The sequence below is a fragment of the Photorhabdus sp. RW14-46 genome (assembly GCF_963887965.1).
Lineage (GTDB): Bacteria > Pseudomonadota > Gammaproteobacteria > Enterobacterales > Enterobacteriaceae > Photorhabdus > Photorhabdus laumondii.
Genome location: NZ_CAWPHH010000017.1, coordinates 20033 through 42677, shown reverse-complemented (window position 1 = coordinate 42677; position 22645 = coordinate 20033). Strand labels below are relative to the sequence as shown.

22 protein-coding genes and 1 riboswitch are annotated in these 22645 nt (G+C 39.4%); of the genes, 18 read left to right on the top strand and 4 right to left on the bottom strand.

Annotation, left to right across the window (positions count from 1 at the left end; genetic code table 11):
* Positions 1-4: 4 nt before the first annotated feature.
* The 10 genes from AACQ38_RS14440 to AACQ38_RS14395 all read left to right on the top strand — a co-directional run bounded on the left by AACQ38_RS14440 (position 5) and on the right by AACQ38_RS14395 (position 7208).
* Complete coding sequence (locus tag AACQ38_RS14440; RefSeq protein ID WP_011147898.1) at positions 5-508, top strand: SycD/LcrH family type III secretion system chaperone; 504 nt, start codon at positions 5-7, stop codon at positions 506-508.
* Positions 495-1661: a type III secretion system translocon subunit SctE gene (sctE, locus tag AACQ38_RS14435; RefSeq protein ID WP_165578437.1), complete on the top strand. Its 1167-nt coding sequence runs from the start codon at positions 495-497 to the stop codon at positions 1659-1661. Before AACQ38_RS14440 ends, sctE begins: the two co-directional genes overlap by 14 nt.
* 11 nt (positions 1662-1672) lie before the next feature.
* Complete coding sequence (locus AACQ38_RS14430) at positions 1673-2557, top strand: YopD family type III secretion system translocon subunit (protein WP_165578436.1); 885 nt, start codon at positions 1673-1675, stop codon at positions 2555-2557.
* A 380-nt stretch (positions 2558-2937) separates the two neighbouring features.
* Positions 2938-3381 (top strand): type III secretion system chaperone, encoded by a 444-nt coding sequence (locus tag AACQ38_RS14425; RefSeq protein ID WP_041380314.1) that lies wholly within the window; start codon positions 2938-2940, stop codon positions 3379-3381.
* Positions 3378-3611, top strand: coding sequence for a T3SS regulon translocated regulator ExsE family protein (locus tag AACQ38_RS14420; protein WP_011147893.1), 234 nt, complete (start codon positions 3378-3380; stop codon positions 3609-3611). Before AACQ38_RS14425 ends, AACQ38_RS14420 begins: the two co-directional genes overlap by 4 nt.
* Entirely contained in the window at positions 3608-3994 is a 387-nt protein-coding gene (locus AACQ38_RS14415; protein ID WP_011147892.1) for a YscW family type III secretion system pilotin, read from the top strand. Before AACQ38_RS14420 ends, AACQ38_RS14415 begins: the two co-directional genes overlap by 4 nt.
* Positions 3995-4752: 758 nt before the next feature.
* Positions 4753-5742, top strand: coding sequence for a glycosyltransferase (locus AACQ38_RS14410; RefSeq protein ID WP_165578435.1), 990 nt, complete (start codon positions 4753-4755; stop codon positions 5740-5742).
* 269 nt (positions 5743-6011) lie between these two features.
* Entirely contained in the window at positions 6012-6338 is a 327-nt protein-coding gene (locus AACQ38_RS14405; protein ID WP_011147890.1) for a phage holin, lambda family, read from the top strand.
* A 9-nt stretch (positions 6339-6347) separates the two neighbouring features.
* Positions 6348-6749, top strand: a complete 402-nt coding sequence (locus tag AACQ38_RS14400) for a structural protein (protein WP_165578434.1) — start codon at positions 6348-6350, stop codon at positions 6747-6749.
* Positions 6750-6758: 9 nt separating this feature from the next.
* The gene (locus tag AACQ38_RS14395) at positions 6759-7208 is read left to right on the top strand and encodes a lysis protein (protein WP_011147888.1); all 450 of its coding nucleotides are present in this window, start codon (positions 6759-6761) and stop codon (positions 7206-7208) included.
* An 88-nt stretch (positions 7209-7296) separates the two neighbouring features.
* Here AACQ38_RS14395 and AACQ38_RS14390 read toward each other — a convergent pair whose 3' ends face one another.
* Complete coding sequence (locus tag AACQ38_RS14390) at positions 7297-7692, bottom strand: VOC family protein (protein WP_165578433.1); 396 nt, start codon at positions 7690-7692, stop codon at positions 7297-7299.
* Positions 7693-8372: 680 nt separating this feature from the next.
* Between AACQ38_RS14390 and AACQ38_RS14385 the strand changes: the two genes are divergently transcribed.
* The 4 genes from AACQ38_RS14385 (at position 8373) to tehB (ending at position 13260) form a co-directional block, all read left to right on the top strand.
* Positions 8373-9518: a polysaccharide export protein gene (locus tag AACQ38_RS14385; protein WP_011147886.1), complete on the top strand. Its 1146-nt coding sequence runs from the start codon at positions 8373-8375 to the stop codon at positions 9516-9518.
* Positions 9518-9946, top strand: coding sequence for an arsenate reductase/protein-tyrosine-phosphatase family protein (locus tag AACQ38_RS14380; protein WP_011147885.1), 429 nt, complete (start codon positions 9518-9520; stop codon positions 9944-9946). Before AACQ38_RS14385 ends, AACQ38_RS14380 begins: the two co-directional genes overlap by 1 nt.
* Before the next feature lie 61 nt (positions 9947-10007).
* A complete protein-coding gene (locus AACQ38_RS14375; RefSeq protein WP_165578432.1) occupies positions 10008-12155 on the top strand; it encodes a polysaccharide biosynthesis tyrosine autokinase in 2148 nt (715 codons plus the stop codon).
* A gap of 247 nt (positions 12156-12402) precedes the next feature.
* Positions 12403-13260, top strand: a complete 858-nt coding sequence (tehB, locus tag AACQ38_RS14370) for an SAM-dependent methyltransferase TehB (RefSeq protein ID WP_165578431.1) — start codon at positions 12403-12405, stop codon at positions 13258-13260.
* A gap of 44 nt (positions 13261-13304) precedes the next feature.
* Here tehB and AACQ38_RS14365 read toward each other — a convergent pair whose 3' ends face one another.
* Positions 13305-14894, bottom strand: coding sequence for an FGGY family pentulose kinase (locus AACQ38_RS14365; protein ID WP_165578459.1), 1590 nt, complete (start codon positions 14892-14894; stop codon positions 13305-13307).
* Positions 14895-15636: 742 nt separating this feature from the next.
* Between AACQ38_RS14365 and AACQ38_RS14360 the strand changes: the two genes are divergently transcribed.
* Complete coding sequence (locus AACQ38_RS14360) at positions 15637-17004, top strand: alanine/glycine:cation symporter family protein (protein WP_011147881.1); 1368 nt, start codon at positions 15637-15639, stop codon at positions 17002-17004.
* A gap of 45 nt (positions 17005-17049) precedes the next feature.
* Here the strand turns inward: AACQ38_RS14360 and AACQ38_RS14355 are convergent, their stop codons facing one another.
* Both AACQ38_RS14355 and AACQ38_RS14350 read right to left on the bottom strand, forming a co-directional pair.
* Positions 17050-18534: an aldehyde dehydrogenase family protein gene (locus AACQ38_RS14355; RefSeq protein WP_165578430.1), complete on the bottom strand. Its 1485-nt coding sequence runs from the start codon at positions 18532-18534 to the stop codon at positions 17050-17052.
* A 458-nt stretch (positions 18535-18992) separates the two neighbouring features.
* Entirely contained in the window at positions 18993-20129 is a 1137-nt protein-coding gene (locus AACQ38_RS14350; protein ID WP_011147879.1) for an ABC transporter substrate-binding protein, read from the bottom strand.
* Here AACQ38_RS14350 and AACQ38_RS14345 point away from each other — a divergent pair.
* From AACQ38_RS14345 to AACQ38_RS14335, 3 genes are all read left to right on the top strand, one after another.
* Entirely contained in the window at positions 20119-20376 is a 258-nt protein-coding gene (locus AACQ38_RS14345) for a hypothetical protein (protein WP_041380310.1), read from the top strand. The genes AACQ38_RS14350 and AACQ38_RS14345 overlap by 11 nt on opposite strands.
* A 155-nt stretch (positions 20377-20531) precedes the next feature.
* Positions 20532-20978 (top strand): DUF6694 family lipoprotein, encoded by a 447-nt coding sequence (locus tag AACQ38_RS14340; protein WP_242685595.1) that lies wholly within the window; start codon positions 20532-20534, stop codon positions 20976-20978.
* Positions 20979-21132: 154 nt separating this feature from the next.
* Positions 21133-21304, top strand: a riboswitch (M-box (ykoK) riboswitch).
* A gap of 74 nt (positions 21305-21378) precedes the next feature.
* On the top strand, positions 21379-22449 hold the full coding sequence (locus AACQ38_RS14335; protein WP_011147877.1) for a magnesium transporter: 1071 nt from the start codon (positions 21379-21381) through the stop codon (positions 22447-22449).
* Positions 22450-22645 lie beyond the last annotated feature (196 nt).

Here is a 22645-nt window from a genome sequence, read left to right as displayed (position 1 = left end):
GATTATGGAGCATCAAGAAACATCAACCACTTCTGACCAATATGCACAAGAGCTGGAATCTTTTCTTCATGATGGTGGCACTCTTGCCATGTTGAAGGATATTTCTAGTGATACGTTGGAGCAACTTTACTCATTAGCGTTCAACCAGTATCAGTCAGGCAAATGGCAGGATGCACATAAGATATTCCAGGCTTTGTGTATGTTGGATCACTATGATTCCCGATTCTTCCTTGGATTGGGGGCATGCCGTCAGGCAATGGGGCAACTGGAGCAGGCAGTTCAAAGCTATAGCTACGGAGCGATGCTTGATATTAATGAGCCCCGTTTTCCATTTCATGCTGCCGAATGTCTCCTGCAATTAGGAGAACTTGATGGGGCTGAGAGTGGCTTCTACTCGGCTCAACAACTTGCGGCAGCTTCGCCGGAACAGGCCGCTCTGGCTGCCAGTTCCAGTGCAATGTTAGAAGCTATTACAATAAAAAGGACTCAGGAAAATGGTTCAAGTTAGTGAATCTAAAATTCCTCAACCGGTGGTCAATAGTTCTCCGGTTGGTGAAATCCTCGCAACTACACCTTCGAAAAGCGCGGAGCACGTTACGCCTAGCCAGCCAGGTAACTTGCTGCCTTCTGATACTGCTAAGTTACGCAGGGTATCATTGTCAGAACCATCAGTGGCGATGAATATTCACCTTGACCGAGAACAAATGGCCAGGCTTGAATCGGTTATGCAAGAGGCTAAGCAGGCAACAGGTCTGATAAAGGAACTGACAGCAACTTCGTGGTTGACCTCTCAGAAGTTTTGCTCACTTGAGGAAATAGAGATTGATCTGGGCAAACTGACCAGCAAGCTTGATCGTATTCAGACGAGTCTCAAAATCCAGGATATCCAGCGAGCACGTCAGCAAAGCTTGCAGAAAATGGAAGAGAACCAGCAGAAGATTAAAGAAGCTGAAAATTCTGCCAAAGAGGCGCAGAAATCTGGATTGTTTTCTAAGATCTTTGGCTGGATCAGTGCAATTGCTTCAATTGTGGTCGGCGCGATTATGGTTGCTACCGGTGTTGGTGCGGTAGCCGGTGCTTTGCTGATTGCCGGAGGAGTGATGGGGGTAGTCTCTCAGGGACTACAACAAGCAGCTCAAGATGGTTTAATCAGCAAGGAAACCATGAAATGGCTAGGGCCAGTCATAACAGCGATTGAGATTACGATGGCGGTGGCGGCGGCGGCAGTCAGTTTCGGTGGTTCTGCTGCCGGTTTGATTGCGAAAATGGGCGCTAAAATGGGCAGTAAAGTGGCTGAGATGACGGCTAAGATGGCAGTAAAGGCAGCGGAATTTTCTGCAAAAGCCGCGGGTACAGCAGCAAATACCACGTCTCGGGGCTTGAGAGTGGGTATGCAGGTGGGCGATTTGGGAGTTGATGTTACTAATGGCGCTGCTCAAACTACCAATGCGGCCTTCCAGAGTAAAGCGGCTAACCGACAAGCTGACGTGCAACTTTCACGTAGCGAATTGACCGCATTCCAAGCTGTTATGGACAGGCTCAAAGAGGAGTTGTCCCACCTGGTAGAGTCTTTCGAAAATGTGATGGAAATGATTTTCCAGATGCTTAATGCCCGGGGAGACATGATAAATAACCTTGCCAGCCGACCACAGGAAATTTAGGGAATAAAAAGATGAAAATTAATGATAACGTCAGTAGTCAAGGGGTTACTTCCAGTAATGGTGTTGAAGTTGGAACTGACAACTTTGTGTCGACACCGACAGCACATGAAGCTGCTATTCAACAGCCGGAAAAAACGAGGCTCACGGATAAGGTTGAATTGATTGTACCGAAACAGGGCCTCGATCCCAGTCGTTTAGGAAATGTCGGACAAGAATTAAATAACACGCTGGATATGATGTCGCTACTTTTTGAGATTGCAAAGAGGATGCGTGAACTGGGTATTTTGCAGCGTGACACTGAGAATAAAGCGTCCATTGATGCTCAAAAATCACAAGTGGATGAGATGCGACATGGTGCCAAATTGATGATTGCCATGGCAGTGGTTTCAGGCTTAATGACGCTTGGTTCAGGGCTGATAGGTAGTTTTTCTTCCGTTAAAAACAGTCAGGCGGTTAAGCAGCAGAAGACGTTGGAAAGCAATATTGCTGGTCGTAACGAATTAATCGATCTTAAGTTGCAACAGTTGGGCAAGAGTAGCGATGCGGATCGGGCAGCAATTGGTAAAGTATGGAATGTAGCACAAGATGCTGACAAGAGCACTTTGAAATCTCTTACCTTGGTTTTTGAAAGTCGTAACAGCAAGCAGCAGTTCTTAACTTCAGTAATGAAATCTTTAGAGAGTATGTCCAATAATTCTGTGCAGGTAGAACAGGGGCTTTCTCAGGCTAAAGCCAAGGAACATGAAGTGGATTCATCTATTTCTCAACATGAAAAACAGAAGAGTGAAGATCAGATTTCATTGGATAACAATTTCATGAGAGATGTTTTGCAATTAATACAGCAGCTTTATCAGAACCATGTCCAGGCATGGCGCGCGGCGACTGGCGTGGTGTAATGCTGGTAAAATAGATCAGTGTTATATAATAAGCTTGGGCGTACCGGGAGGTGCGCTCTTATCAATGGATACCGTTATTTGATCTCGTTTTTAAAATCCACTAACACCACCAAAGGTATAGAAAAACGAAAATATCAAATTAAGATTTCAGTCCTTAACAGGCAGAATGTGTTAAGGAAAAAAAGCATTTTCCTATATTCCGGTGTTTGGTTTTTGATAATCACTGGGGTGACCTTTTTATTAAAAGAATTGCCCTTGAGTGACAGAGGCGCAAAAGGCGATGGTAGTAAACTGAGTCCCTTTTCTGCGGGGGTAACCCGTTTGTTTGACTACTTGGTAATTCAAGTTGGTCTGATTGCCCTCTCTAGTAGGAGTAACCCATGGATGTGATAGCCATCGTCAATCAAGTTTTGGCTGAATTTGCTGCTAAATTCGGCTTGCCGCACTTAGCTTTAAATCATGAAGGTGTGGCTGCTCTCTGTTTTGATGAGCACCTTCACCTCTCTTTGATCTTAATTCCTGAACGTGACCAGCTCGTTTTACAGATAGATGTCGCTGATATCACTGCGGTCGGAGAGGGGATTTTCCGTCAATTAGCCAGCTTTAATCGTCATTGGTATCAGTTTGATCTTCACTTTGGTTTTGATGAGTCAACGCTGATGGTGCAGCTTTATCGGCAAATGTCAGCAAGTCGGCTGAATCAGGCTGTTTTTGAAGAGAGTCTTTCAAGTATGTTGGATCATGCTGAGTTTTGGCAGGAATTATTGCAAGCTCAACTTCCGATTGGCTCTCAACAGAACGAATCTTTGGGAATGCGAGTATGAAAATTGAGAATTCGTTACCCATTCATTTAACAAATGTTCCCCATGAAAATGGTAGCCTTTGTTGTGGTCGTCGGGTTACGTCAGGGTATATACCACAAAACGTTCATGAGCCGCTTTCTACGATGCTGAGTAGAGGTCTTGCCATGGGGCTTGAACATGAGACAACACTACAGCGCTTGTTGGATGGGCAGCATACTCCGTTGTCACAACGTAGGATCAGCCTAACATGACCAAAATAGGGTTGGTCTTGTTGTGTTTGCTGATGACTGGTTGTGTTAGTGAGGCTATTGAGCATGAAGCATCACGTCTGATTGAGGGTGATGTGACCATGCGGGCCTCTCTACCCAGAACGGCAAACGTTGAGGTGTCATTGTTGACGGTGGTTGAAGGAAAAGTGTTGACAGTAGGTGAGATGCATTATCGTTTGGATATGCTACCCGTCACTTTTTCTATGCGGTTGAATCCGCAGTTTTCTCATGGTGAGTTATTTTTAAGAGCTCGTCTACGTTGGGATGGGAAACGGGCAGTGCAGGCGAAAAGCCAACAACGCATCATTGCAGGAAAAAGAATTGTAGTGCAATTGTCTCCCTTGCCATGTTATCCAGAATGCTAAATATTTTCGCATTAATAAATAAGGGATAATATTGTCTTTTAAATTTTTAAATGCTATTTAAATCACATGGCTTTATACCTAATAATTTCATGTAATATTTTATTTTCCGGTATAATTTAATATATTTTCAATGTTAAATATCTATAGGATAATGCATTAATATTTTAATCGCTTATTTTACAATTAGTTGAATAGTTCCTCTTATATTATCTTAAATAATTTAATTATAAATTAGATAGAGATAATATTCACAACAATGCTTAATTTAATATTATTTGCCAATTAGGGTATGATAAACCTCACGTCTGTCATATTATTGGGGTTGGTAAAGATAGTTAATATTTTTCACTTCCTCTTCTGTTATTTCTTTCTATTTCTTATGCTTGATTATATTTTACTTTTTCATCCTAAAAGTATTTAATTGTATTTTTAATATAGATTACATAAGCCATTTTAAATTAATATCATTTTTAATTGTTTTAATTTTATCTGCTACATTTACCGATTTATTTAAACTGTTCCAATAGATTTTGATACTGTTGCTATCTTTACAGGAGATAGTAATACCTAAATTCCCAATGCATATTTTATCATTGTCGTACTTAATGATTTACTATTTTGGTAGAAATTTTCAATCCCATCTATAACTGATACTTAAAACATTGTATGGTATGTGAATAGCAATGGGGAAAAGGGGCATTTTTATTATGAAAATGGTATTTTTATCAAAAACAACTAACTCATTAAAAGGATGGTAGATGTTTCAGTTTGATATTACTATTATTATCCCTGTTTTTAATGATGAGAATAATATAACCTATTTGTTAGATTCAATTTTTGCACAAGAAAATGTTAATTTTGAAGTCATTATTATTAATGATGGTTCAACAGATAATAGCTTAGAAGTCATTAAAGAATATGAAAGAAAAGATAATAGAATACGGATCTTTAATCAAGAAAATCGTGGTGTTTCAATAGCTAGAAATTATGGCATAAAATATGCGAGAGGTGAGTGGATTTTATTTGTTGATAGTGATGATTGGCTAAAACCACAAATATTAAGAAAATGGCTTGATCACGCTATTGAACAGAGATTAGATGTGTTAATTGGCAATGGAGTTAGTTTTACAAAAGATCCATTCTCACAAGGAAATAGAAGAATAACACGTAGACAACCTTATGGCAGAGTATTAACAGGTAAAGAGTGGATAAAATATTGCGTTGAATGTAGAGAATGGCCACATTTTGTTTGGTTACAACTTATTAAAAAAGAATTAATTATAAATAACCAACTGAGTTTTATGGAAAATATCTTTCATGAAGATATCTTATGGACAATTAAATTGTCACTTATAGCGAATCGAATCGGCTTTTGTGAGGAGCAATTGTATTGTTATCGACATAATTTGCAATCAATAACTCGCTCAAGAGAAAGTAAAAAATTATATCATCGAGCTGATAGTTATATTACTGTGGTTAATTCAATTATTAAAATCTCAAAAGAAATTAAAGGTGAGAAATCGTTAAAAAGATCTCTTAGTCGTCATGCAATTCGAGAGGTTGGTAGTTTTTTTATTTTGTATAGAAAAAAGATACACGATCCAAGCTTAAAAAAATTGCTTGCTAAACGTTTTATTAACCAAATTGCTTTGAGAGATTTATTACCAGGTGTGCATAATTACCATGAACTATGGTTTATTATACGTTGTAATTTAGTCTTAATATTAAGGAGGTTCATGGATGAGTGACTACAATGCTCTATACCCGTAATCTTGAAATCCATAGGATATATATCTATTTGTTAATTATTATCATTCCCTTACACATAATGATACACCCGCAGAATTTGTTGATGAGCTTGGTATTATATTAAATGTAAGTAATCACCTTATAAAATTTAAGGCTGCGCTATGTGTGGCCTTTTCTTATTCTACTGATTTCGCAGTATTCCTATTAACTCAAAATTAAGGCTACACGGCAGCCTATGGATTCCCATTTATGTGAGTGGGAGTGAAGGATGAAATACATGGATAAACAGCCTGACATCTGGATGCAGCTATGGTTATGGCTGCTGTCAGTCAAAGAACAAGGTATAGGTGCGGCGCTGGCTGCCGCAATGGCTTATCTCAGGGGTCGATATAACGGTGGTAAATTTTGGACGACAATTATGGATTCTATTATGTGTGCCATGATTGCTTGGTTTATCCGTGATGCGTTGAATTTTTTTGGTATGAGCACGGATTTGGCTTACATCAGCAGTGTCATTATTGGTTATCTGGGCACTGACTATTTTGGTCAGATCTTAAGAAAAGTTGTTAATAACAAAACAGGTAATAAACAATAGGAGTGAATTATGAGCAGAGGTATTCGAAATAATAACCCAGGTAATATTCGTTGGGGTGATGACTGGCAAGGTCTGATGCCTGCATCACAGCGTACTGATAAATCTTTCTGTCAGTTTGTTGGTCCTGAATATGGTCTTCGGGCGATGATTAAAATTTTGCATAATTACAATCGGAAATATGGCCTTAAAACAGTGAAAGAGATCATTTCACGATGGGCTCCTACTAATGAAAATAATACTGATGCCTATATTAACCACGTATGTAAAGGTACGGGAGTGACTCGCGATCAGGTTGTTGATGTATTTAATAAACTATTTATGACAGAGCTTATTAAGTCCATTATTACCATGGAAAATGGTAGTCAACCTTATAGCAATGAGGTCATTGATAAAGCATTTTCACTTTTGTAGAGCGATATTATGAAGTTTAACTCTCGTGGTTATACTGTTATTGCTCTGGCGCTTGCCTCGCTTCTGGCTTATCACTATTACGGTAAGTATACCAAACAGCTTGATACGACAGTTAAGCTACAGAGTGAGTTGCTGGAGCAGCAGAATGAAATCGTTAATCAGCAGGAGCGGATAAGGCTCCTGTCTAAACTGGATAATCAGCATACAAAGGAACTTGCTAATGCCAAATCTGAAATTGATGTTCTGCGCAATGATGTTGCCGCTGGTCATCGTCGGTTGCGCATCGCAGCCACCTGTCATCAAGGCCAAGCCGGCTCCTCCGGCAGCGTGGGCCATGCAGACACCCCACGACTTAACCCAGCAACTGAACAAGATTATTTCGATCTCCGAAGAATGATTGTTGAGAACGAACAGCAAACGAAATACTTGCAAGAATATATCAAAACTCAGTGTCAATAGCTGAGTTTTGATAATGTTATTGCGTAATGTAAAACAACGTAGGTGTGGGTTGGTTATTAGGGCAAGTATGCTTAAGATCGATTAATAATCAAGCAAGGAATACTGTGTTTTGTAATACAACCCGATAACCATCAATATCTTCAAATGTTTTACCTTCAATATCCCAATATGGGTTGTAAGAGGAGACTGCAATAAAGCCAGCATTTTCCATTAATGATATCTGATCTAACCATTCTGAATGGTCTGGTATATAGAAGGCCAATAAATTGTCCTGTGTGGGGGATCTTCCTACTGTTGTGCCACGATGATGCGTAAATTCGAGATGCCAGAGATGATTTGGATGCCCGAGAATGATGCCATCAAAATTTTCATGATTTTCGAATTGCTCCAGGAGAATAAATCCTAAACCTCGGCGGTACATTTCAGCAATTTGAGTTAAATTGTCAGTGGGCCTGGCGATTCTTAGTATAGTAGATTTTTTCATGGTAATCCCAGTTGATAAAGTTTTTGTGGAATATGTCCAATTTTCAGATCTTCTACTGCGATATAAAACAACTGCTAATGGTAGTTGATAAACGTGAAAAGTACAAAGTGGTGATCTTTAAAGTTAAAACAATCTAAAAATATCCGATACTACCGAGCTATTATTTACAATATGATTAAACTTAGGGTTTTATAATTGGAGTTGTTTGATGAATTGATTGTCTATTTTTTTATTTTTTGTCACCATTTCAAGCACCAAAGTCGATGATATGAACACGGATTTGATGTAAGTAGGTATCTGTTTTCTTCACAATGTCATCGAGAGCATGTATCTTGGTCTTGATAAATTCTGATAAATATCCTCACTGTCTTTTATTTGATAGGTCTGCTCTTACTTTCTGTTTGTAATAATATCTTATAAGATATATTAAATAATAAAATAATTAATGAATTTACTACTACTATTATTTAATAATCTGAATTTTTCAAAGCTATTAAGTTGATTTCTATTGTTTTTACCAAGTGATATGACCAGTAGCCTGGAATCTTGCGGCCCTTAAGCAAAATCTTTATATTATATTATATTTTATTATATTATAATCTAGTTTTGTGAGGGGGATTATAATTAATACTATTTTCTGTATTCTTTTTTGTTTATTATTTTTTAAGGATAAATTTCTGATGAATATTAAGGAATTAATTATAGTTCTGGCATTGTCCGGTTCTATGCTATTAGGTGGTTGTACTGTTATGCCTGGGAGTGGTCTTACTGTTTATAATAAAGAAATAATCAATGATGATGATAGTAACTATGATATTAATAATTTGGTAAACGTTTATCCGGTAACACCAAAATTAATTGAAAATTTACGGGTGAATTCTGCTATTGCACGTCCTAATCCTGAGTTAGATAAAGAATTACAACAGTATGAATACCGTATTGGTGTGGGGGATGTCATTATGGTTACTGTCTGGGATCATCCTGAATTGACAATACCGGCAGGACAATATCGTAGTGCTAGTGATACGGGTAATTGGGTGCATTCTGATGGGACGATTTTTTATCCCTATGTTGGTAAACTTCATGTGAAAGGAAAAACGGTCACTCAGGTGCGTACGATGATTACTGATAAGTTATCGAAGTACATCGAATCACCTCAAGTTGATGTCAATATTGCTGCTTTTCGTTCACAAAAAGCCTATGTAACAGGTGAAGTTGCCCGATCTGCTCAACAACCTATCACTAACGTTCCTTTAACCATTATTGATGCGATTAACCATGCTGGCGGCTTAACCGAAAACGCTGATTGGAGGAGGATCATTTTGACTCATAAGGGAAAAGAAACGATTATTTCTCTCCAAGATTTGATGCAAAATGGTGATCTGAAGCAAAATCGCCTGCTCTATTCTGGCGATATCTTATACATTCCTCGTAATGATGATTTGAAAGTGTTTGTTATGGGGGAAGTCAGAAAACAAACCACTCTACGTATGGATCGTAGTGGGATGACGTTGACCGAAGCATTGGGTAATGCTGAAGGTATAGATCAATTATCAAGTGATGCTAATGGCATCTTTGTTATCCGTTCGCTGCGTAATGTACCTGATAATAAGGGGAAAATAGCCAATATTTATCAGCTCAATGCTAAGGATGCGACGGCGTTAGTCCTGGGAACTGAGTTCAATTTGCAACCTTATGATATTGTCTATGTTACCAGTGCGCCAGTTGTTCGCTGGAATCGGGTTATCAATCAGTTGGTGCCAACGATATCAAGCATTAATAGCCTGACTGAAACAACTAAGTGGATTCGTAAGTGGCCGAATTAATGTTCAATTCTATTCTGATTGTTTGTGTGGGTAATATCTGCCGATCGCCAACGGGAGAGCGTTTATTGCGGCAACTATTTCCTCAGAAAGAGATTTATTCTGCGGGAATATCGGCTTTAATTGGTAAACCTGCAAATGAATTCTCAAGTAGGGTTGCGGCTAGACATGGATTATCCTTAGAAGGGCATATAGCGCGTCAACTAACCAGTGAATTATGCCAGCAGTCAAGTTTGATCTTGGTTATGGAAAAAAAACATATTGAGGCTGTAAATAGGATAAATCTAGGGGCAAGGGGGAAAACAATGCTTTTAGGTCACTGGTTAAATGAAATGGTCATCCCCGATCCTTATAAGTCTGATATCGAGGTTTATGAATATGTGTATCAGTTATTATTTAAGAGTACTAATAGTTGGTTAGGGAAATTATAACTTATAAGTATTTTTATATTATGGGTTTGCTGCTTATTAATAAAGTAATTATAGGCTTTTTATGACTACATCAGATAAATCAAGTCACACTCATACGGATAGTGATGAAATTGATTTAGGCCGTCTTCTTAGTGCCTTATTCGATTATCGCTGGGTGATTGGTGGAATCACCCTATTGTTCACCGTTATTGGCCTTTGTTATTCCTTGATTGCGACTCCGATATACAAGGCAAATGCTTTATTGCAGGTTGAAAAGAGAAGTAGTGCATTACCTTTAATCGGCGACATGTCGGATATGCTTTCTGGAAAACCGTCAGATACATCGGCAGAATTGGAGTTGTTAACTTCCCGAATGATATTAGGAAAGACGGTAAAGGATCTAAATTTGGATGTTCAGGTTACAGCGGACTATTTTCCTGTGATAGGTAAGGGCATTGCCCGTCTTCGTGGTATGCCAAAGCCTGATATTGTTATTAAACATTTTACAATATCACCTGAATATATTAATGAAGGGATAAAAATATATGTTGACGATGCAGAAAATTATCGGTTGTTTTTTGACGATCAGGTTTTCCACGGACAAGTAAACAAAGTATTTGATACCGATGGCATAAATTTGCTTATCTCAAATATTTCAGCTTCTCCAGGGCAAAGTTTCACGTTGGTTAAACGGGGGCAATTGGGTGTTATTCGCGGGCTGCAACAGGCTTTGCGGGTAAAAGAAAAAGGTAATAATACCGGTATTATCTTGCTTGAAATAGAAGGTGATGATCGTGCAAGAATAAAATTGATACTGGATAGTATTGGTAAAAATTACTTGCAACAAAATGTGACAAGAAAGACGGAAGAGGCTGAAAGTAGTCTTAATTTCTTAAAAAATCATTTGCCTAAAGTTAAAATTGAGCTCAATCGTTCTGAAGAGTTGCTTAATCAATATCGTCAAGCGAATGAATCTATCGATTTATCACTTGAAGCAAAATCGGCTTTGGAGACATTGGTCCAAATTGAGAAACAGATTAATGAATTGACGTTCAAAGAAGCTGAATTACAGCAATTGTATACCAAACAACATCCCGCTTATGTTGCGTTGCTTGATAAACGTAAAACTTTGGTTGATACCAAAAAGGAGCTGAATCAGTCAATCAAACGGTTACCTAAAACACAGCAGGAAATTTTACGTTTGACCAGAGATGTTCAAGTTGACCAAGAAATTTATGTGCAGTTACTCAATAAACAGCAAGAATTGAATATCGTGAAAGCGGGGACAGTGGGTAATGTGCGTATTATTGATGAAGCTATTGTAGAAAGTTCAGCGGTAAAACCGAAGAAGTCACTGATTATTGCATCGATGATGGTATTGGGATTTATATTGTCTGCTGGGTTGATTTGCATACGAGTCATGTTTCGTAAAGGAATCGAAAGTCCCGAACAATTGGAAGAGATAGGTGTTTCCGTTTACGCCACTATTCCACTCTCTGAGACTCAGATCAAACTTGACCAACAACAGAAAAAGCGAATTCATCGTCAAAAATTGCGGTTATTAGCTATTCAAGATCCTACTGATTTAGCTATTGAAGCATTGCGTAGCCTTAGAACAACCTTGCATTTTTCAATGATGGAATCTGCAAATAAAATTATTCTTCTTTCAGGTTCTGCTCCTGAATTAGGAAAGTCTTTTATTTCAGTAAATCTTGCCGCTGTATTGGCATTAAGTAATAAACGCGTGCTTTTAATCGATGCAGATATGAGAAGAGGCCGTTTACATAAAGTATTGGAAAGTCCTCAATCTCTGGGGCTTTCTGAATATTTGGCAGGTCAACATCAATTAAAAGGGATTATTACCAGAACGTATCTTACTGAGCTTGATTTTATCAACCGAGGTGCTATTCCGCCAAACCCGTCAGAATTACTTATGCATAATAGACTGAAAGAATTATTATCTTGGGCAGAAGAGCATTATGATTATGTCTTGGTAGATACTCCTCCTATTTTGGCTGTCACTGATGCTGCGATTATTGGGAGATATGCAGGAACTTCATTGTTAATTGCACGTTATCATAAAACAAGGGTTAAAGAAGTTAATGTGACTATTCGCCGGTTTAGACAAAATGGCATTCATATTAAAGGTGTGTTGCTAAACGCGGTAGAGAAGAAGTCTGGTCTCTATTATGATTCTAGCGGATGTTATCAATACAGTTATAAGGATTGATCGCCTTTTCTCCGGCTTATGAGGCCGGAGAAATTTTATCAATGAGCGCTTATTTTCTTTCCTATGTTTCTTAATAGTGAGTCAGTTCGTTCAATTTAACGGAGAGTGGATCATTTTTCCTTTTATCTTACAAGCATAGCTATGGTGAAACCCAGAGACTTTTCTTCTGATGATTTTATAGCTTTACAGTTGTAGAATGTCATTATAAGATGCATTTTAAATGTAATTTATAGTCAAGGAACCTTCTATGAGTGACCTCATTTGTTATAAACGAATACCCATCTGGCAGAAAAATACCCTTCCTGAAATGTTCACTGAAAGGCATAACACGAAAGAGGGGACTTATGCTTGTCTTGAGATCTTTGAAGGTGAACTGGAATTTGTGATTTTCGATGGTGATCAGGAAGAAACTGCATATTTTAATGTACAAAAGCAGCCTCCCATTATTCAGCCACAGATTTGGCATAAAATTAAATGGGTAAGTGATGATATTAAATGCCAGCTCTCTTTTTTATGTGAACCACAATATCTGTTTTATAAACAAAATAATTTGTCATTACCTCACTCTGAAATTATATATTTGGCAAATATTATTTCTCCTTGTAAGACATTAGATCTGGGGGCCGGTCATGGCCGGAATACTTTCTATCTGGCAGAAAGAGGTTATGACGTTACAGCCGTGGATATTAGTCCGCAATGTATTAACACAATTAATGTTATTAAAGAAAAACAGCAAATTAAAAATATCCGTACGGCTGTTTATGATATCAACTCTCACAATATCACCGAAAAATATGATTTAATTATTTCAACTGTGGTACTGATGTTTCTACAACGGCAAAAAATCACCGATATTATTTACAATATGCAAAAACAGACGAATAAAGGTGGTATTAATCTGATTGTTTGCCCGATTGAAACAGATTTTGCACCATATTCATTATTGCCATTCAAAAGTTTCCTCATGCCAGGTGAATTGGAGAATTATTATTCTGACTGGGAAATCATTAAATATAATGAAAACCCTGGTCATCTTCATAAAACAGCTGAAAATGGTAATAGAATAAAATTAAATTTTGCTACGCTTCTCGCCAGAAAGCGATGAACGTTACCTTTCAAATTGCCTATTTGTTGGCTGTACTCACTGGGCTAATTACCGGTTTGCATGATTTCGTTATATTGCTGTTGATCTCGGTACATTTGCAGATAGACCTGATATTTGGCTTGATGAAATAAAAATGTCTCTTTTTCCGGTTTGATAATGTTGCCGTCACGTACCATCGATTTTGCTGCTTGAGCGAAGTTTGCAAAGGAACCGCAAGCAACGGCACCTAGCAAAGCAGAGCCAAGATTGACAGCATCCTCTTCCTGAGTGAGATGGATCTCTCGCCCAGTGGCATTGGCATATTCACGTAACCATAGAGGGTTTTTAGTTGCGCCACCACACATAACCAGTCTGTTTATCTGGTGTCCTGCTTCTACTAATGCATCAATAATATGGCGGGTACCATAGGCGATAGATTGCAGTGTTGCCAAGTAATGACGGGCCAGATCATCACGACCATTTGCCAGCGTCAGCCCGCTTACCATTCCCTTGGCATTAGGGTTTGCTCTTGGTGAACGATTACCATGATGGTCACTTAAAATATGAAGCTGTGCGGTCGGGTATATCTCTTGTTTTTCTAACTGTGTAACCGCTTCATTCAGTAGCTGGTAGTAATGATGACCAGATTCCTCGGCTTCGGCTGCCAGCTCCGGCCAGCTATTGTGTTGACGAATTGACCATTCAACTAATGCGCCGGCGGCGCTTTGTCCACCTTCGTTGAGCCAGTAACCGGGTAGCATTGCGCCGAAATAGGGCCCCCAAACCCCCGGAACCATGACAGGATGAGGACTGACAATCATGTGGCAGTTTGAGGTACCGCTGATAATAACCAAGCTGCCCTCTGGATAGGCACCAGCCAGTGCTAATCCGCCGGCATGAGCATCAATAATACCACCGGCGACGATGATTCCTGTGTGCAGCCCAAAATCTTTAGCCACCTCAGCAGTCAGGTAACCTGCTTTTTCGCCAAGTTCAATGATGGTAGATGGAACTTTATTTGTTAAATCTTCTAACCCCACATCATAGAGTAGTTTTTCGCTGAACTGTTTTTGATGAGCCAGATAGTTCCATTTGCAAGTAAGCGTGCAGGTACTGGCTACATCAGCGCCAGTGGCTTTCCACACCAGAAAATCAGCTAAATCAAAGAAACGCCATATATCCTGATAACGTTGAGGAAAGTAGTTTTTTAACCATAAGATTTTCGGTAGTTCCATTTCAGGGCTGATTTCACCGCCTACATAGCAGAGTGCAGGGTCATTGGTTTGATTTATCGTGATGGCTTCTTTTATGGCACGATGATCCATCCACATGATGATATCGTGTTCAGGATTGCCATTTTCGGCCACAGAAAGAGAGCATCCCTCTGCTGCTACCGCAACGAGTGAACAGGTGGCATCGAAGCCGATTGATTTAACATCAATAGGATTAATATTTGCCAGTGCAACAGCTTCTTTTACTGTTGCACATACTTGCGCCCAGATGTCAGCAGAAGATTGTTCAACAAAATCAGCTTTTGGATGAAATTGCTGGATAGGGCGAGCGGAGAATGCATGCCGTTTGCCGCATTGGTCAAAAACCGCAGTACGGACACTGGCGGAGCCAACATCAACACCAATGAAATATTGTTGTTCCACCATGAGGTTATCTCCTTATTCATTAACTCAGGCTGATAAAATGAGTTGAGTGGAACAATAAAACAATGAGGTTATTCAATTATTGTGAGGCGGCTCGAAAAAGATTCGGTAGTTTTATGATGATAGAAAAATATCACATATATTTTTTATTGTTCTTTTTGCTGATGTAATAAATACATTCCGGAGAGTGGTTTGTTTAAAAGGAAAAGCATGATAGGTAGAGTGAGCAAGATATTCTCAGAAAAATCGCTGATAATGTCTATACCCGTTATCTTTCAAGTTGCCTCTTTGTTGGCTGCACTCTCTCACCTTGGTCACATCGTTATCTATGCTCCCGGGGATTCGTTCTTTTGCCGTCGCGATGCATCTCGAAATCCATAGGGTATACTCAATGATCTGTTTCTTAAAAAATCGTTTTTAAAAATAATATTAATCAGTCCATTAATTAACAAAAAACGGAGTATAAAGAATAATATTTTGTTTTAATTAGTTTAAATAATTAAATATTCCAGTAAATTATTTTGATTAAGATAGCGGTTTATACCTAAACATTTTTTAATGTATTAGGCGTGATAAATTTTTGAACATTCTAATCTTAAGATTCTATCAAGTGATATCACTCACAAGTATCAAATCTTTTTCCATTTTTACGAAATTTTTTCTCGCATATTTTCCATAAATATTCTTTATTAAGTTGCTGCGAGTATGTTGTTATTTTGTTATGAAATGTCCGAGGGAATATATGGAATTAATCACAGAATGGCTGAGTGCTATTAACGGGGTAGTATTGGGAGTGCCGATGATGGTCGGTCTTTTGGGGGTTGGGTTGTTCATGCAGCTCCGCCTCTCTTTTCTGCCTATACGTAAATTGGGAACGGGTTTTAAATTACTATTTGAGCGTAATCATCAGCGGGGAGAAGGGCAGATATCACCATTTAACGCACTGATGACTGCGCTTTCTGCCACCATAGGAACGGGTAATATCGCTGGCGTGGCTACCGCAGTTGTATTGGGTGGGCCAGGTGCGCTGTTTTGGATGTGGATAACTGCATTAGTGGGCATGGCAACCAAATATTCAGAGGCGGTACTGGCAGTCCGTTTCCGTGAGGTTGACAAAAACGGTCACTATGTTGGTGGCCCCATGTATTACATAAAAAACGGTTTAGGTAAAAAGTGGGCCTGGTTGGGGACGTTGTTTGCGGTGTTTGGCAGTATTGCTTGTTTCGGTATTGGTAATACCGTACAAGCGAATTCGGTTGCTGATGTGCTGCAAAGTAACTTTGGCGTTTCTACCATGGTAACGGCCATCGTATTGGCAATTCTAGTTGGTGCAGTGCTTATCGGGGGGATTAAACGTATTGCTGATGTCGCCGGTAAATTAGTGCCATTTATGACGGTTGCCTATCTCGCTGCTGGGATTATTGTTCTGGGAATGAATTTCAGTGAAATTCCCGCTGCATTTGTTCTGATTGTTAAATCTGCATTTACACCTGTTGCGGCCCAAGGTGGTTTTGCGGGTGCAGCAGTGTGGGCGGCAATTCGCTTTGGTGTCGCTCGTGGCATTTTCTCTAATGAAGCGGGATTGGGAAGCGCGCCGATTGCTCATGCAACAGCTAAAACTCAAAACCCGATTCGTCAGGGGTTGATCGCTATGCTAGGGACTTTCATCGATACCATTATTGTTTGTTCCATCACTGGCTTAACTATCGTCATTACTGGTGGTTGGTTGAACGGTCAGACAGGTGCGACACTGACAGCGACTTCTTTCGCGATGGCGATTCCTGGTGGCAACTATATTGTCGCGGGTGCTCTGGTAATATTTGCCTTTACCACAATTCTTGGCTGGAGTTTCTACGGTGAAAAATGTACTCAATATCTATTTGGGCAAAAAGCCATTACGCCTTTCCGTGTAGTATGGATTATTGCTTTGATGGTAGGTGCTACTCAGTCATTGGATTTTGTCTGGTTATTGGCAGATACATTGAATGCGATGATGGCAATACCGAACCTGATTGCATTAGCATTGTTAAGCCCAGTTGTTTATCGGCTGACGAAAGAGCATATTAAAGATGTGAATGCAGATAGTATTGATATTAAAGCAAAAATTTAAATAAAAGCCTTCCGTTTGGAAGGCTTTTCTCATCACTGGTTGAGATTATTCTTCACTGGTTTTGATATAGATGTTTTTGACCTGAGTGTAAGCATCCAACATCATTTTGTGTGTTTCTCTGCCAATGCCTGATTTTTTGTAGCCACCAAATGGGGCGTGAGCAGGCAGTTCATGGTAAGTGTTAATCCACATACGGCCAGTTCTGACAGCTTTAGCTACGCGTAGTGCTCGGTCGATATCCTGTGTCCAGACAGCACCAGCCAGGCCATAATCAGAATCATTTGCCATTCTGATCACGTCTTCTTCTTCGCTGAATGGAATCACGGCCAATACAGGGCCAAAAATCTCTTCGCGTGCGACTCGCATGTCATTAGTGACATCGGTAATGATAGTTGGTTGAATAAAGAAACCCTCGTCATAACCTTTTTCAGTAATGCGTTTACCCCCCGTGAAAATGGTTGCACCCTCTTTTTTCGCAATTTCCACGTATTCGAGAATTTTTTCCATTTGTTCCTGGCTGACTTGGCTTCCCATCTGAGTTTCTTTTTCCAATGGATCACCAACCTGGATGGATTCGAATTCTGTTTTCAGCGATTTGAGGAATTCATCATGAATATCTTTATGCAGGAACAACCGGGAACCTGATTCACACGCTTGGCCCTGATTCAGCAAAATAGCTTTGGCCGCATATTTTACTGCTTTTTTCATATTGGCATCAGGGAAGATAATATTGGCTGATTTACCACCAAGCTCCAGTGTTGCAGGGATCAGTTTTTTGGCTGCGGCTTCGGCCACGGTATAACCGACTCTGGTGGAACCAGTGAATGCCACTTTTTCGACATCTTCATGATCCAGAATGGCTTGACCAACGACTGAACCACGACCTGTAACAATGTTAACTACCCCGGCTGGCAGGACTTTATCCAATATTCTGCCCAATTCAAGCAGAGTGATTGATGTCAGTGTTGCCGGGTTAATAACAATGGTATTGCCCGCTGCAAGAGCAGGAGCCAGTTTCCATGCCGCCATCAGTAGTGGGAAATTCCAGGGAATTACCTGTCCGACAACACCAATGGGTTCACGGATCACCAAGCTAAGTGTATTGGTATCCAGAACTGAAGCTTCATCGGTATGGGAACGGATCACACCCGCAAAATAGCGGAACTGGTCAATGCTGGCCGGTAAATCCATATACAGGGATTCATTTAATGGTTTGCCAGTATCCAGTGATTCAAGGATGGCAAAACGTTTTTGTTCTGCTTCTAGTAAGTCAGCAATTTTCAGCAAAGCTGATTGTCTTTCGATTGCGGAGGTTTGACTCCAGGCGTGGAAGGCTTTTTTTGCAGCGCTGACAGCAAGATCAACATCTTCAGCATTACCGGATGCATATTCAGCCAGGAGTTCTCCTGTCGCCGGGTTATAACTTTTGGTCGTTGCTTTGGATACACTATCTACCCATTGCCCACCAATAAGCATTTTGTAGGATTCAACGGGCAACATCTCTTTCTCAATATCGTGTAATCGTTTCATTAACATACTCCGAGTACTTTGGTTTAAGAATAGTTACATTGAGAATCTATCTCACTTAGGTTATTTTATTTTCCATTCTTGTTAGTAAAGAGCGGATGATTCCCTGCATATATACCCGTTATCCTTCAAGTTGCCTCTTTGTTGGCTGCACTCGCTCACCCCGGTCACATAGTTATCTATGCTCCCGGGGATTCGCTCCCTTGCCGTCGCGATCCATCTTGAAATCCATAGGGTATAATTTCATTATGTGAATATATTTTTGCTTTATATTTATTACTTACCCGAATTTATCTTGTCATGTTTTATATTTTTTTTGGCATCAACTATAGTAGATGACAAAATAATAGATGTCTATTAGCATGTTATATAAAATATTAGGTATATTAACGAACGGAAATTATAAGTAAAGGGTGTGATTAAATATCCGTTGGAATATACCAACGGATTGAAAGGTAATATTATTTTGCTGTGACCCAGAATACTCCGTTACCATCAAGGGCGGTAAAAGTTTTATGCAGATATAGGTTGTCAGCTTGTGGATCGATATCTTCAAATAACTTCGGATGCAGGAATTTAGCAATGATCTCAACAGCAATGATGTTAAACGGCGTATCGTAATATTGGTGGTACAGTGCTATTACTTGCTTTTCGCGAAAGGCTCTTAATACGCTTAATTTGGGGCGTGTCAGTAATTTTTTTAGTCGTTCCTGTGACTGTTTTAAATCGCCGGTATAACCTAATGGCACAGAGAAACTTCCAGAGCGAACTTTATCCCAATTTGCGGCGGTCATCAGATAAAATTCAGGATTACTGACGATTAATTGTTTTTCGTTTACCTCACCATCTATACCTGAAAACCAGCGAGCGCCGAGGTTATCACCTCCTGCGGCAGTAACAAATTCACCAAAATTGCCATTTCCGAAAGTTTTACAGCAATGTTCCGCACCTAACATGCCTGCATGGCGTTCGATAAACACCGGAGGGCGCTGTTCTTTACCTAGCGTACCAACGCGTTGATTAATGATTTTCATCCTCTCTTGATAAAACTCAATAAATTTTTGTGCATTTTCTTCTTCGTTGAATACCTTCCCAAGTAAAATCATACTTGGAATCGTATTTGTTAGCGGATATTGATGGAAATCGATAAAGATAACCTGGATGCCCGCTTTTTCCAGTAACATGATGGTTCCACTATCATTGAGCTTGGTTTGAAGACCAATATCAAAAATAACCAGATCGGGTTTATAAGTCAGCGCTTTTTCGACGTTAAAATCACTGTGATAAGGGTTAGGGAATACCGGAATATCCCGCAATTGCGGGAAATCTTTCTCATAAGTAGTTGCCAAATCTGGAGATTTAATTTCTAGTGCATTATCCCAGGCGACAATACCTTTAAGCGGATTATCAGGGTGAAGAATATTCAGGGCAATCAATATCCGGCTGTCAGCCAGCATAACCCGACTGACTGGCGCGTCAATTTTAACCTTCCGCCCAGCAACGTCCTTGACTGTAATGACTTTTGCTTGCGCAAAGACAGGCAGTAATATCAATATGGCAGTCAGAATATATTTTGCAGTGCAGTGGATGAGTGCCATTATTTCTCCTTGGTTTTCGGTGCTGGTTTTTAAATGGTTAAGCGAGGCGATAAACGCAAGTATGATCTCATCTAATTGTGATGGTTCCAACTACATTATTGGTCTGAATATCGGCAGTTACTGTAGTCGTATCTGGATCTGCCATATTGTCGGTTGGTCGGGTGTTTTAAGCATCTGGTCGATTTGGCAGAAAGTCGTTTTTTATGTTGTTGAAGAAATAACAAGTGATCGTATTTTGGCATCGTAGCTGCTAACCACAAGGATAATTATTCTGGAATAACATGATGAGAAAGTTAATTTTATTTGCTATTTTTTATCAATTTGGCTAATTATATATTCCATGGATTTCAAGAATGGATCGCGACGGCAAGGGAGTGAATCCCCGCGAGCATAGATAACGATGTGACCGAGGTGAGCGAGTGCAGCCAACAAAGAAGCAACTTGAGAGATGACGGGTATATACGGTTTATTGCTTCTGTTATTATTCCCTTGTTGAATATTCGGTGGGGGATGAATATGAAAAAATTGTTAGTAATTTGTTTGTTAGGATGTGTATTAGCTGGCTGTGATAGCCAACCTAAAATGGATGCTTCTAATGAAATCGCGTTGAAAGCATCCATTGAAAAAGTAAGAGATAGGCTACCTGATGATAAAAAAGTGAAGTTTGATGAATCAATTCAATCGGCTATGTTTAATAGTATCGATTTTAATGATTTGGTTAAATCAGGTTCTAATGGTGACATGGAAAAATCGAAACAAAAGTTTTATAAATTGCTGGATGGTAAAACGGCTGACCAATTGATTACTGAAGTTGAAAAAATTGAATCTAAGAGATCAAAAAATGAATAATTCCTTCATAGGATTATTCTCATTAAACGGCAAAAGGTGGAAATCTATGCCGTTTTTTTTATTATCATCAGAAACTTAAATGAAAATTAAACAAACTCACTTTCAATTTTGAATTATTACGACTCTTGTTTACAATATGCGCCGCATTCTAAGTGCAGTATCTCGTTAGGCGAGGCTCCTATACAAACACAGGTTGCTGATCTGACGACGTCGAGAGACGCCCAAGATTAGGACAGGATATATCGAACCAAGGTATATCCCCATGTAACTTTCTGATAATTCAGGATACGTTGTATAGTGCTAAAACCGAGACGTAGAGATAGTCGTTGCATTCTCTCATCTGGTTTCGCCCCTATGTGAGTGCTGTTTGAAGTTCACAACAGTAATAGGGACCAACATCATGAAAGTCACATCCCATGAAAAAATGGATGCATTAGCGATTGCTAATCATTCTATTAATGAAATAAATGCTGATCAGCAGCGGAAACATCGCGTGAAAAATGCAGAGACAACGGTCAGCGCATATATGAGCCAATGTTTCATTTCTGTATCTGTTGCTGATTCTGTTTTGTCGGTAAAAAGTCATTTGATTGATCAGCTTGAAGGTGAGCAGATCCCAACTTACTTATATGTTATTGATGCTGAAGGCTATCTTAATGGCATATTACCGGTGAAAGGGTTATTAACTGTAGCCGATGATTTATTTGTGTCAGATATTATGAGGCAAAGCTATTTTTCCGTATCACCGGAACAGTCGCGTCATGATGTTTATAATTTGATAAATCACAGTGGTATGGATAGTGTCCCGGTTACCCATTTTGGTAAATTGGTTGGGGTACTACGATCGCAGGATATTGCTGAGTTGGTTGAAGATGAAAATACGTTGGATGCTCATTTGCAGGGGGCAACTTTACCTCTGGAGCGGCCTTATCTGAGTACCAGCCCAATAACATTATGGCGTAAGCGTGTCGGGTGGTTATTATTACTATTTGTTGCAGAAGCTTATACCGGTGCTGTGCTTAAAGCATTTGAAGATCAATTGGAAGCGGTAATTTCTCTCGCATTTTTCATTCCGTTATTAATAGGAACGGGTGGCAACAGCGGGACGCAAATTACCTCAACTTTGGTCAGAGCAATGGCATTGGGGGAAGTGAGTTTGCGTAATCTATGGGCTGTGTTGCGTAAAGAGATTTCCACTTCATTTTTAGTTGCAATAACGATAGGTTTTGCCGCGCTTATCCGTGCCTGGATATTAGGTGTCGGTATTGAAGTGACGATTGCTGTTAGTTTGGCCATCATTGCAATCACCCTCTGGAGTGCCATTGTTTCTTCCATTATTCCAATGGTATTGAAAAGGCTATCTGTTGATCCGGCTGTTGTATCTGCTCCTTTTATTGCCACGTTTATTGATGGTACAGGGCTGATTATCTATTTCGAAATAGCGAAATTAGTGATGACAGAACTCGTTTAAAATTACCAATAAGATGCCCATATTCACTGGGTATCTTATTGATTTAAAAAGAGTTTTATTTATATTTCATCTGTAATGGTAATTAAAAATTCTTGGTTTTCTGTTTATATTGTTAGATGAAAGAATGCTGTTTAATATCTTTTTATTAGGGGTGTAAATAGGATGTTTATTTAAATTAACTTAATGTTTTATATAT